This is a genomic window from Paenibacillus physcomitrellae, from assembly GCF_002240225.1.
GTDB lineage: Bacteria > Bacillota > Bacilli > Paenibacillales > Paenibacillaceae > Fontibacillus > Fontibacillus physcomitrellae.
Map to the genome: position 1 here is coordinate 1,958,697 of NZ_CP022584.1, position 11,987 is coordinate 1,970,683.

Below are 11,987 nucleotides of genomic sequence, written 5' to 3' on the forward strand. Positions count from 1 at the left end.
TTATATATCTTTATGAACGTTTCGAACGTCCGGACTGGCCTTTAGCTTTAAACATGTGGATGTTGTCCAGCGCACGGCCCGTACCGATTGCCACACAATCCAGCGGATTCTCAGCAACAATGACAGGCATACCCGTCTCGCCGGCCAGCAGCTTGTCAAGGTTGCGAAGTAAAGCTCCGCCTCCGGTCAGCACGATGCCGCGGTCCATAATGTCGGCAGCAAGCTCCGGCGGACATTTCTCCAGAGTGACTTTAACCGCTTCAACGATAGCGTTCACCGTATCATTCAAAGCTTCGGAAATTTCGTCCGAAGTAATGGAAATGGTTTTAGGCAGACCGGTTACAAGGTCACGGCCGCGGATTTCCAGCGTTTCAACGGTCTCAAGCGGAAGCGCGGAACCGATATCCATTTTCAGCTGCTCAGCCGTTCTTTCCCCGATCATCAAATTATATTGGCGTTTGATGTACTGGATAATGGACTCGTCCATCTCATCCCCTGCCACGCGTACGGACTTACTGGTTACGATACCGCCCAGAGAAATCACAGCCACCTCGGTGGTACCTCCGCCAATATCAACAACCATGCTGCCGGTTGGTTCCCAAACGGGGAGGTCTGCGCCAATCGCTGCTGCAAAAGGCTCCTCAATCGTATAAGCCTCACGTGCGCCGGCTTGCTTGGTTGCATCTTCAACAGCACGCTGCTCAACCGCCGTAATGCCCGAAGGCACGCAAACCATCACGTTAGGATGGCGCTGGAACATCGAACGCTGCTTTTGAGCCTGCGAAATAAAGTATTTAATCATCGTAGCTGTCGTATCAAAATCTGCGATAACGCCGTCCTTCATCGGACGGATCGCGCGGATGTTGCCCGGCGTTCTGCCGATCATTTTTTTGGCGGATTCACCTACCGCCACAATATTTTTAGAGTCGGTATGGATCGCTACCACGGAAGGCTCCCGGACAACGATTCCTTTCCCGCGCACATAAACAAGTGTATTTGCCGTTCCCAAGTCAATTCCCAAATCTTTCGTAAAACCACCAAACATGCTGTTAATCTCCTTTTCTTGTATCGCCGCTGCTCGGCAGGATATCTGGACTATTATATTACATCAAACCTTCTTCCTTCAAACTGACAAACCGCCCGTCCCCGATAATCAGATGATCCAAAACATCAATGCCGATAATAGCTCCGGCTTCGCTTAACCGTTTGGTAATCTGGATATCTTCCGGGCTTGGTGAAGGATCCCCGCTCGGATGGTTATGAGCGCAAACAATCGACGCGCTGCTGCATTTCATAGCGGCGCGGAAAACTTCTCTCGGATGGACAATCGAGGCATTCAAGCTTCCCATAGAAAGCGTTTCTTGACCGAGAAGATGATTTTTGGTGTTCAGAAACAAACAGATGAAATGTTCCTTATTTAGATAGCGGAGTTGATCCATAACAATATCGGCCGCGTCTTTTGGACTTCGGATGATCAAGGTTTCCCTTCGGGTAGAACGAGCCAGCCTGCGTCCGATTTCAATCCCTGCAAGCAGTTGGATGGCCTTAGCTTCCCCGATTCCTTTAATCTCCATTAATTCATCCAGACTCAAATCCACAAGACCGCGGATTTCCCCCGCTTTGGACAAAATCTTCTGGGCAACATGGATAGCCGATTCCTGGTGGGTTCCCGTCCGCAGCAGTATGGCAAGCAGTTCAGCGTGACTTAGCGCACCCGCTCCATATCTCATCATGCGTTCTCTCGGTCGTTCTTCATGGGGGATGTCGCGCAGCCTGTATAGCGGCGACTCCATCTTGTTCCTCTCCTCATCCCGAATTCAAGCTTTCAATTCCAACAAACATTCAAGTAACGCTTAGCCTGCTTCAAAAGTTTCATTTCTTTCAAATTTCGTTGACATTCAGCACATCAAGATCAAATTCGCCAAGCATGTCCGCTAGTAGAGACAGCGGCAGCCCCACAACATTAAAATAGTCGCCTTCAATCCCGGTGACCAGTGTAGAGCCAAGGCCCTGAATACCGTATGCTCCAGCCTTGTCCAGACCTTCCCCGCTGCGTACATAGGCTGATACCTGACCTTCGCTCATAGGCTTCATAGTCACTCTGGTCATCCTTGAACGCACCACCGCGCGTCCGCTTTCCGCATCCAGACAAGCAACGCCGGTATAAACCTCGTGAGACCGTCCCTGAAGGGAGGCAATCATTTGCGCAGCATGCCCTTCATCTTCCGGTTTACCCAAAATCTGTTCATCGCGAACCACAACCGTGTCACTCCCTACGATAATCGCTTGAGGCCGGCCATTTAGAGAGTCATAAACCTGCTGTGCTTTGCGAAGGGCAAGTTCGGATACGGCCTGCTCAGGAGACCATTCCGGTTCAAGGGTTTCATCGGCATAGCTGGGAATTACGGAAAAAGGAATGCCCAGAACAGCAATCAACTCTTGTCTGCGGGGGGATGTTGAAGCCAAAATAATGGATTTGGAGGGTTTCATAGTCAAACGTAAAGTTCTCCTTCATTTCACGTCTATTTCAGTAAAAGTGATCGTGCCATTTATTATTCCATCTCAAAAAAACAAAATGGCATAAGTAGTGACAAGAGGTTAACCCTGTCAAGCCTCGCCATTTTTTGACACTACTTATTATAAGGTTATTTGTTCCTTAACACAAACAAAAATCCGGAAGGGGAAAGTATTTCCTTTCCCTTCCGAACCCCAATAAACAGCTTTAATTTTGCTGAAAAATCTGCTGTTCGTCAAGCACATACCGCATCATTGAATTCTGCACTTCCCAAAGATGGGACTTGACCTTCGTTTTATCAAATTGAAGCAAGGCTTCCACCGCACTGTTCATCTCGGTCTCCATATTCTGAATCAGCTGTTTATCGCTGCCGCCAAAGCCGTCTCGCACTGCTGCGGCATTCTGGGTAAACTGGACATGTTTCTCCTTCAGATCCGCAATCAGGTCATCGCTCAGGTCAGGCGCCTGCTCAAGCAGAAGGGAAGCAGAGGTTTCACTAAGCAGCTTGACCAGCTCGGCGCTTTGCTGCGCATATTGCTCAAGCGTTCCCGTCGCTAAGCTGTAGTGCACAGAAGCAGCGGAAGGAATCGCGGCTTCATGCAGAATCAGATCAACGCCTTCAGCCTTCATCTCGCTGCTCAGCAGCTTGGCCTGCTCCCGGTCAGATGAAATGGCCGCATAAACACGTTTATTATCGAGCGTGTCCTGCGCAGCGGCATATCCTGCGTCCTGAAGCTCCTGCTGGGCGCGGGTTACCCCGTCCGGGGAACTGAACACTCCATACTGCAGGAAAAAATAATCCTGGGCCGGAAGGTTAATCTGAACGGACGCGCCGCTGACCTCTTCCTGCTTGAAGTCCCCTACGGCAGGCAGGGAATCTGCCGCCTTCTGGGCAGACTCACTAATAGCTGCGAGACCCGGAATCGGGAAATCCACCTCTTTATTAAACAAGGACAAAACAACCATGCCGAACAAAGCGCCCGTTACGACAGCCCCGGTGACCGAGCCGATGACTTTCCAGCTCGAACTGCGGGATGGCGGGCGATGCCGGACCGGATCATCGCTCCAAACAGGCCCTTGTCCTCTCACAGCTCCGGCATTAAGGTTAACACTTTCACGGTCAAATTGGCCTGCATCCTCATAAAAACGGCCAGCCTGCCGATCTTCTTGCTCATCAACCGGCCCGCCCCCAGCATGGTTCCCGTTCTCCGGCTCCGGGAATCCATACACATCCAAACCGGCATGAGGCCGGAACGGATTGCCGATATCCTCTTCAGGCCAATTGCTGATGGCTGCATTCATATCTGCATAACGGCGCCGTTCTACCTGCTGTTTCGGCTTCTTTCCCCGGTCAGAGGTTCGTTTGCGATCCGGCGCCTGATTGAGATCAATAATCCGGTTCGGATCAAAATTCCAGGTAAACTCAGGTTCCTTACTCTTCTTACCGTCCATTGGAGTTAATGGGGAAGCTTGGCTTTCCTTATCCCCCGGTTCCATAGGTTGTCCGTTAGCAGGATCCCATAACGGCTCGCTTTGGCTTGTCCGGACGGGCTCCTGACCATCAAAGCGGAACGTCATTCTGGCTTTATTCACCGTCACACTCTCCTTGTCCATCTTCTATATCACCAGCGTATGAACAAGAACAGTAAGTTATACCTTCTAAAAAAATAACCGTCTGCATCGGCCGCAGGCCCGTTCCCTTACGAATAGCCAACCAAGCCAAAACCTTCTGCACACGGAGGATGACGGGGGAAGGTTGCCCGAAAGCCGTTAAAATACCAAAACACCCCAGCTAGCGGCTGCTGCCGTAGATGGGGTGTTGTCCGTTTAACTTTATTCCGCTTATCGTTATTCTGCTTCGCGAACCTGTTTGGCCAGAGCATAGCTGACTTTCCAGATATCGCCTGCACCCATTGTAATCACCAGGTCACCCGGCTGTACTCGTCCCGCCAAATCGGCGAGCACTTCCTCTTTGCTCGGAATATAACGAGCACCGGCATTGCTGTTCTGCTTGATCAGCTCAACCAGCTTGGAGGAGCTTACCCCTTCAATCTGCTTCTCACCGGCAGGTGAATAGATGTCGGTAATGATTACCTCATCCGCATCGGCAAACGCCTTGCTGAACGCGTCCAGCAGGAAGAACGTCCGCGTATAACGCTGCGGCTGGAAGACAGCTACGATCCGTTTGCCTGTCGCTTTAGCAGCACTGATTGTAGCCTGGATCTCCGTCGGATGGTGGGCATAGTCGTCAATGACTAAAATGTCCCTGGCTTCGCCCAGCACCTGAAACCGGCGTTTCGCTCCGTTAAAATGATGGATGGCACCCGCAATAGCTTCAAACTTGATGCCTGCCTCCAGACAGACGATCACCGTTGCAAGAGCGTTGTAAACATTATGGATACCCGGCACTGACAGCTCAACCGTGCCCAGCTTCTGCTGATGATGGCTAACCGTAAAGGAGACCTTGCGGTCACCCAACTGAATGTCGCTGGCCATATAATCGCATTCGCGGTGGATGCCGTACGTGACAATATGGGCTTTAACCTGCGGAAGCAGCTCCAGCACCGTCTCATCATCCCCGCAGACTACTGCTTTGCCATCGGATTTGGTCTGATTCAGAAACTGGACGTAGGCCTGCTTCAGCTGACCGAAGTCTCCGCCGTAGTTCTCTAAATGATCCGCTTCAATATTGGTTACAACGGAAAGCGCAGGATAGTAATGGAGGAACGAGCCGTCGCTTTCATCGGCCTCTGCCACGACATATTCGCCTTTGCCCGCTTTCGCGTTTGTCCCAATATTCATGATTTCTCCGCCAATAATATAAGTCGGGTCGGTTCCGCACTCTTCCATGACCAAAGCGATCATCGACGAAGTGGTCGTTTTGCCGTGCGCGCCGGCAACGGCTACGCCTCTGCGCTCATTCAGCAGACGGGCCAGCATCTGGGAACGGTGCAGGATCGGAATCCCCTGTTCCTGAGCTTCTACCCGCTCTACGTTATCTTTCGGCAGTGCCGTTGAATATACAACCATATCGGCACCATGAACCTGTTCGGCCGTATGCCCGATATAAATTTTAGCCCCTTTGGCCGCAAGCTTCTCGGTAAGCTCCTGGGAAGCGACATCCGAGCCGGTGACGGTATAGCCCATCTCCAGCATGACCCGTGCAATTGCACTCATGCCATAGCCACCGATCCCGATGAAATGAACGTGTTCTGTTACCGTGTTTGACATTGAATTCACCAGCCTTTTTCAGAATCGGTTTGATGCAGCAGCGCTGCCCGAACATCAGAAATTAAATACAGCGTACCGGATACGACTCCCAGATCCTCAGCCTTTGTCTGCGACTTCAGCTTCTCGAGAGCCGCTCTCCAATCGGGTTCCACGATGATTTCCAAATCCGGCTTCGCTGCCGTTTCCTTCAATTCCTCAACAAGGCTTAACAACGCCTCCGCGTCCATCTTCCTGCGAAAATCCGGCTCGGTAAGGATAAGTGTATCCACTATCGGTAATATATGCTTAAAGTATCCCTGATGATGCTTGTTGGACAGCATGCCCATCATTAAAATAAGTTTGTCATACTGGAAAATCTCTGGAAGAGACCGGGCAAGCGACTCCGCACCCTCCGGATTATGCGCACCGTCCAGGACGATCCGCGGTTCCTTGCTTACCAGTTCCAGCCGTCCGGCCCAGGCCGTTTGCCGCAGCCCGCGGTTCACGTCTTCGTCATCGAGGATAAAGGCCATATACTGGCGCAAAACCTCAAGGACCATCAGAACGCCGGACGCATTTTTGCATTGATGTTCGCCGAGAAGCCCGATCTCAGCTGTGATATCACGGAAAGGACCTTTGAACGTAATCGTTTGTTTCCCGTCCCCTAATTCCCCGCGATTATAATTAAACTGCTCGCCGAGCAGATATAACGTCGAATTTTTCCGGGCGGCTTCGGCTTTAATGACCTGCACCACCTCCGGCTGTTCGGCACAGCTTACGACAGGAACTCCCGGTTTGATAATTCCGGCTTTCTCGCCTGCAATTTTCTCAAGCGTATCTCCCAAAATGTCCATATGATCGTAACCAACGTTCGTAATAAGAGAAACGATAGGCGTTACGATGTTGGTGACATCCATCCGTCCGCCGAGTCCGGTCTCCCAAACGATCACATCCGGGTAACACACTTCGGCATAATAAAGAATGGCCAAGGCTGTAGAAACCTCAAACATAGTCGGAGAGCCCATCTCCGTCGCGGCCAGCTCCTGAACTACCGGATAAAGACGGTTGGAAAGTTCCAGCAAAACGTTCTCTGGTATATCTTCACCGTTATACTGAAAACGATTCGTAAATTTTGTGATATAAGGGGACGTGTATGTCCCCACACTGTAGCCGCTCTCCACAAGCACGCTTGTCAAGAAAGCGCAGGATGATCCCTTGCCATTCGTTCCGGCCACATGAATAAACTTCAGGCGGCGCTGCGGATTGCCGAACCGCTCCATCAGGGCATAAATCCGGTCAAGACCAGGCCGGATTCCAAATGGAATCAGGCCGTTAATCCAATCCACCGCTTCACTGTATGTCCGCAGCGGCGTTTGCTGTTCCCCATCGCGCTCGTTCATCGCAGTTCACCTTACCCTTTCAGCTCTTCGATCCGGGCAAGCACCTTATCGCGTTTGTCCGCATAATCCTTCTGTTTGGCGCGTTCTTCTTCAATAACCGCAGCCGGGGCTTTGGAAACAAATCCTTGATTGCTGAGCTTCTTCTCCACACGCTCAACCTCTTTGTTCAAGTGATCAAGTTCCTTCTCCAGACGGGCGATTTCCTGGCTGATGTCCAGCAGACCCGCGAGCGGCAAATAAAGCTCGGCGCCGGTTACTACGGCCGTCATGGCTTTGTCCGGAGCTTCAGCTGCCGTGGAAGAAGCAAATTCAGACGTGTTGCAGAAGCGGCGGATGTAATGCGCATTGCTGTCGATAATGCTTTGCAGCTCGGCGGAAGCCGGCTTGATCAGCAGTTCGACTTTTTTGCTCATCGGCACGTTCACTTCGGCACGGATATTCCGTACGGAGCGGATGATATCGATCAGCAGGTTCATCTCCTGAACTGCATCTGGAGCGGCAAGCACCTCATCGTATTTCGGCCATTCGGCCAGTGTGATCGTTTCGCCGACATGCGGCAGATGCTGCCAAATTTCCTCCGTAATAAACGGCATGAACGGATGCATCATGCGCAGCGTGCGGTCAAGCACATAAGCAAGCACCGACTGTGTTTTCGCTTTGGCTGCAGCATCTTCCCCGTACAGCGACAATTTCGAGAACTCGATGTACCAGTCGCACAGATCATCCCAGATAAAGTTGTAGAGCAAGCGGCCCGTTTCCCCGAACTCGTAGCTGTCGATCAGGCGGGTAATGTCTCTGGCAGTCTCGTTAAAGCGGTGCAGAATCCAGCGGTCAGCCGTGCTGAGTTCGCCGGTAATATCGATTTGCTCGGCGGTCACGCCTTCCAGGTTCATCAGCGCGAAGCGGGATGCGTTCCAGATCTTGTTGGCGAAGTTGCGGGCCTGCTCTACGCGCTCCCAGCGGAAACGCAGATCCTGGCCAGGCGTACTGCTTGTAGAGATCATATAACGCATGGCGTCCGTGCCGTATTTCTCGATGACTTCAAGCGGATCTACGCCGTTGCCGAGCGATTTGGACATTTTGCGTCCTTCGCTGTCGCGAACGAGACCGTGCATCAGAACGTCTTTAAACGGCATTTTTCCAGTGAATTCGATGCCTTGGAAGATCATCCGGGCTACCCAGAAATAAATGATGTCGTAGCCGGTAACAAGCACGTTCGTCGGATAATAACGTTTGAAATCTTCGTTATCCTCATCCGGCCAGCCAAGCGTGGAGAACGGCCAAAGCGCAGAACTGAACCACGTATCCAGCACGTCTTCGTCCTGACGGATGTCGTCGGTGCCCAGTTTGGCGCGAGCTTCCGCTTCGTCCTTAGCCACTACAAATTCGCCGGTTTCGTTAGAATACCACGCCGGGATACGATGTCCCCACCACAGCTGGCGGGAAATACACCAGTCGCGGACATTTTCAATCCAGTTCAGATAAGTTCTTTCAAACCGTTCAGGCACAAAGTTGACGCCTTCGCCGGCTTTCTGGGCGTTGATGGCGGCTTCAGCCAGCGGCTGCATCGCCACGAACCATTGCGTGGACAAATAAGGCTCAACAACGGCGCCGGAGCGTTCGCTGTGGCCGACCTGGTGCACATGCTCCTCAATGCGGATCAGAACGCCTTGTTCCTTCAGGTCATTGACGATTTGCTTGCGCGCAACAGCACGGTCCAGCCCTTGGTATCTGCCGGCTTCTTCGTTCATCGTGCCGGATTCGTCCATGACGATGATTTGCGGCAGATTGTGGCGCAGGCCGACTTCAAAGTCGTTCGGATCGTGCGCAGGCGTAATTTTTACCGCTCCGCTGCCGAAGTCTTTCTCTACGTATTCGTCAGCAATAATCGGAATTTCGCGGCCAATGATCGGCAAAACCAGCGTTTTGCCAATCATGTCCTTGTAGCGTTCGTCTTCCGGATGTACAGCTACGGCTGTATCACCCAGCATCGTCTCCGGTCGGGTAGTAGCTACAGTAATAGAGCCGCTGCCGTCTTTAAGCGGATATTGCAGGTGGTACAAGGCACCGGTTACTTCTTTATATTCAACCTCAATATCGGACAACGCCGTACGCGCCGCCGGGTCCCAGTTGATGATCTTTTTGCCGCGGTAAATCAGGCCCTTCTCATACAGCTTAACGAATACTTCGCGTACCGCAGCCGACAAGCCTTCATCCAGCGTGAAACGCTCGCGTGAATAGTCCAGGGAGAAGCCCATTTTAGCCCACTGCTCATGAATGGTTTCAGCGTATTGGTCTTTCCATTCCCATACTTTCTCCAGGAATTTCTCGCGTCCCAGATCATAGCGGGATACGCCCTGTTCACGCAGCTTCTGCTCTACTTTGGTTTGAGTTGCAATACCTGCATGGTCGGAGCCCGGAAGCCACAAAGCATCATAACCCTGCATGCGTTTGGTGCGAACCAGAATATCCTGCAGTGTAAAATCCAGCGCATGGCCGATATGCAGCATACCCGTCACGTTTGGCGGGGGAATAACGATCGTGTACGGCTCAGCGTCCATACGCTGACCTGCTTTAAAAAATTCATTGTCCATCCAGTAGCGGTACCATTTCTGCTCCGCCGCTTTCGGCTCATAAGTTGTCGGCATTTCCGCCGAGGCTGGTGTTTTTTGTTCCTCAGTCATGTTTGGATTACCCTCCTAGAATGTTTCGAAGATAATGTTGTAGAAATACAAAAAAGCCTTTCGTCTCAAAGGACGAAAGGCTTGATCTCTCGCGGTACCACCTTTGTTTCGATTGAATAGGCAAACGGCCATGCTTTAAGTTTCAACCGAGGTTAAGACAAAGCAGAATCCGGCAGATTCAAACGACACTTCAGCGCAGGTTAACGGATGCGAGCCGGCCTGATCTAACCCTGACGTGGTCAGGACTTCAAACAGGCAACTAACGGGCGACTTCGGCCAGCTGTGTCCTGCGGAATCTCACAGCAAACAATTCCGCTCTCTGAAAGGCATACCGTCTACTATTCCCGGTCATCGTCTTTGACTATAGTCCATCATAACTTTCTTGTTCCCTATAGTCAATGCCGAGACGCGGAAACCTGACAAGATTTGCGGATATCAAGGCAGATATAACACTTGGCCTTCCTCAATCGTTTGTTCCGACAGCCGGTTGTGAAGCAGCAGCTCCCGAGCGCTCATACTGTAACGATCGGCAATTTCGTCGATGGTCTCTTCTCGCTGAACAATGACCATCCGTACCTTCCTGAAAGGAGTCTCCTCGTTCAGATTAGAGATAAAGGCCTGTTTCCACTGCCGTTCCTCCCGTTCAGCCTGCAGCGATTCCGGTGAAGGCTCCTCGGGTACAAGGATCTCCGTTTCTTCCGAAACGGTTGGTGCCTTGGAGGAATTCAGCAGCTGGCTGAAGCCGAAATGGCCCTCCTTCTCCGGAATAGTCTTGTTCTTGGTGCCGAGTGCAATCTTCAGCTCCTGAGGTTTCTCCTCCAATTGATCAATCTCTGATTCCGGCAGCTGGCTATTCTCCGGTCCCGGAGCATTCTCAATCGCCGAATTCTCTTCGGCAGGAACCTGATTGTCGGGAGCTGGTTGCTTCTCGGATTCCTCTGAGGCAGCCGGTGCCTGTTCCTCATGCCGGGTTTCTTCAGCCTGTACCGGCTCCGAGTCGGCTATGTTGGAGAAAGCCGATTGTACAGCCGTCTCTGCCTGCTGGCTGCTGATGTTCCAAACCTGAACCTCCGCTTGTTCACGCGGCACAGCTTCATCCGCGGACGAGAAAGCCGGAGCCTGGGTCTCCGATGCTTGACCGTCTTCAAAACTAAACCATGTGTCAGAGGCAGTCTGCTGCTCTTCTGTCCGCTGCAGCTCAGGAGTAGCTAACGAAGCAAAGCTGTTGCCTGGCAGGCCGGCCTCTTCCTCTCTGGCCGGGATGGACGAAACAACTCCGAAACCTGGGTTCAGATTCTCATGATCGGTTTGAGCAAACTGATTGGCCGTATCATCTTGTCCGAAACGCTCAGATTCCTGACTGCCGGCCGCAAACCAAGATTCATTGGAAGCTCCGCCTGTCACCTGCTCCCCTAGCTGCTCCTCTGCATTCGCTCCTGCTTCTCCAGATACATTGGCTACTTCCTGTTCAACCTGAGCCTCGTAATCGGACAGGAATTCGGCCTGCTGTTGTACCTTCTGTACCTGTTCCTGTAGCTGCTCCCGCCCCTGAATCTGCTCAGCTTCAAACGACTGCTCCTGTTGCAGGAAAGCGGCGTCCGCCTGAATCCACGGATCATTGCCGGGATTAAAATCCTCTTGTACGTAGGATGCCGTATACTCCCGGCTGCTCCAGTCCTGAGCAGCCGGAGCAAAGGCAGCTGTTTCAATCCCTTGCAGGGACAACACGCCGGTCACGTTCAGGCTCCGTTCATTCAACAGGTCCACGTCGAAATTTTCAATTTCAACCGAGATGTCCTCCAGGCGGTTCACCCGGTTCAGCGGAACCGTAATTTCAACCGGGATCAGGTGGGACAGCTCCCGGCTTTCGCCTTCCCCGCGGTAGAGGCCTGTCAGCAGCAAATGCCCCCGCAGGGTCGCATAATCATCGCCGGACACGACCTGGATCCTAGGGTAAAGCTCGATTTCTTCCAATTCGTCGATGCCGACCTCTTCCGCCGATAAATGAACACGTTCATAAATATCAAACCTCAAACCGTAAGACTGATCAGCCAAGGGTACATACCTCCTTTTTACGCTTGCCAAAACGGGATTCTTCGCTTGTAACCTACAACCGAAGTTCAATCATCGCTCGTTTTTATCTATATGCCGTAAAAAGGAGAGCATGCCATTCTTTTT

At 52.0% G+C, this 11,987-nt stretch carries 8 protein-coding genes and 1 other annotated feature; all 8 genes read right to left on the reverse strand.

What is annotated here, in order from left to right; translation table 11 throughout:
* Nucleotides 1–10: 10 nt before the first annotated feature.
* Nucleotides 11–1,045: a rod shape-determining protein gene (locus tag CBE73_RS08895; RefSeq protein WP_094093926.1), complete on the reverse strand. Its 1,035-nt coding sequence runs from the start codon at nucleotides 1,043–1,045 to the stop codon at nucleotides 11–13.
* 58 nt (nucleotides 1,046–1,103) lie between these two features.
* Nucleotides 1,104–1,793, reverse strand: a complete 690-nt coding sequence (radC, locus tag CBE73_RS08900) for a RadC family protein (RefSeq protein ID WP_094093927.1) — start codon at nucleotides 1,791–1,793, stop codon at nucleotides 1,104–1,106.
* Nucleotides 1,794–1,881: 88 nt separating this feature from the next.
* Nucleotides 1,882–2,490 carry a Maf family protein gene (locus CBE73_RS08905; RefSeq protein ID WP_174704806.1) on the reverse strand — a complete coding sequence of 203 codons (609 nt, stop codon included), beginning with the start codon at nucleotides 2,488–2,490 and terminating at the stop codon, nucleotides 1,882–1,884.
* 232 nt (nucleotides 2,491–2,722) lie between these two features.
* Nucleotides 2,723–4,108 carry an SPOR domain-containing protein gene (locus CBE73_RS08910; protein ID WP_094093929.1) on the reverse strand — a complete coding sequence of 462 codons (1,386 nt, stop codon included), beginning with the start codon at nucleotides 4,106–4,108 and terminating at the stop codon, nucleotides 2,723–2,725.
* A gap of 255 nt (nucleotides 4,109–4,363) precedes the next feature.
* Nucleotides 4,364–5,746 carry a UDP-N-acetylmuramate--L-alanine ligase gene (gene murC / locus CBE73_RS08915; protein ID WP_094093930.1) on the reverse strand — a complete coding sequence of 461 codons (1,383 nt, stop codon included), beginning with the start codon at nucleotides 5,744–5,746 and terminating at the stop codon, nucleotides 4,364–4,366.
* Between the two features lie 5 nt (nucleotides 5,747–5,751).
* A complete protein-coding gene (locus CBE73_RS08920) occupies nucleotides 5,752–7,125 on the reverse strand; it encodes a bifunctional folylpolyglutamate synthase/dihydrofolate synthase (protein WP_094093931.1) in 1,374 nt (457 codons plus the stop codon).
* Nucleotides 7,126–7,136: 11 nt separating this feature from the next.
* Entirely contained in the window at nucleotides 7,137–9,809 is a 2,673-nt protein-coding gene (locus CBE73_RS08925) for a valine--tRNA ligase (RefSeq protein WP_094093932.1), read from the reverse strand.
* 65 nt (nucleotides 9,810–9,874) lie between these two features.
* Nucleotides 9,875–10,170: a binding site (T-box leader), on the reverse strand.
* Nucleotides 10,171–10,244: 74 nt separating this feature from the next.
* Nucleotides 10,245–11,864: a LysM peptidoglycan-binding domain-containing protein gene (locus tag CBE73_RS21905; protein WP_229752631.1), complete on the reverse strand. Its 1,620-nt coding sequence runs from the start codon at nucleotides 11,862–11,864 to the stop codon at nucleotides 10,245–10,247.
* Nucleotides 11,865–11,987 lie beyond the last annotated feature (123 nt).